This is a genomic window from Bacillus sp. 05T31, from assembly GCF_056396725.1.
The window spans coordinates 1-395 of record NZ_JBFTMA010001457.1 but is presented as its reverse complement, the minus strand read 5'-3'; the positions used below and the strand labels follow the sequence as shown (position 1 = coordinate 395).

The window sequence follows — 395 nt, the reverse complement described above, 5'->3', positions numbered from 1 at the left end:
ACCTATTATTCACTAATAAAAAGAAAAGGTGGTAGCGAAATGCGCTTGAAGTATGGGAAGCACATTAATATATTATCTATTATTCTAACTTTGTTCTCTTTTTTCGCAATTGTAAGTTTCTCTACCTGGTTGAGTGAATATTCAATTCCCAACATTTCTAAAATGCTTAAGGTAACAATGTTGAGTGCATTTATTCTTGGAATTATAGGGTTTAGACAAGAGAAAAGCGCACTAGCGATTATAATCATGGGAATATGTGCCTTTGCTCTAGTCGTTCTATATATTTATGCAGTTATAAGTTTTCTTGAGCATTGAACACCATGAAAAAGAAACGAACATTTTTGTTCGTTTCTTTTTTGGGGGATGATTATTATAAAATAGCCTCTTCTAATGAT

The 395-nt window shown here is 31.9% G+C and carries 1 protein-coding gene; it reads left to right on the top strand.

What is annotated here, in order from left to right; genetic code table 11:
- Window positions 1–39: 39 nt before the first annotated feature.
- Entirely contained in the window at window positions 40–315 is a 276-nt protein-coding gene (locus tag AC1DJR_RS33810; RefSeq protein WP_044444556.1) for a hypothetical protein, read from the top strand.
- Window positions 316–395: the final 80 nt, after the last annotated feature.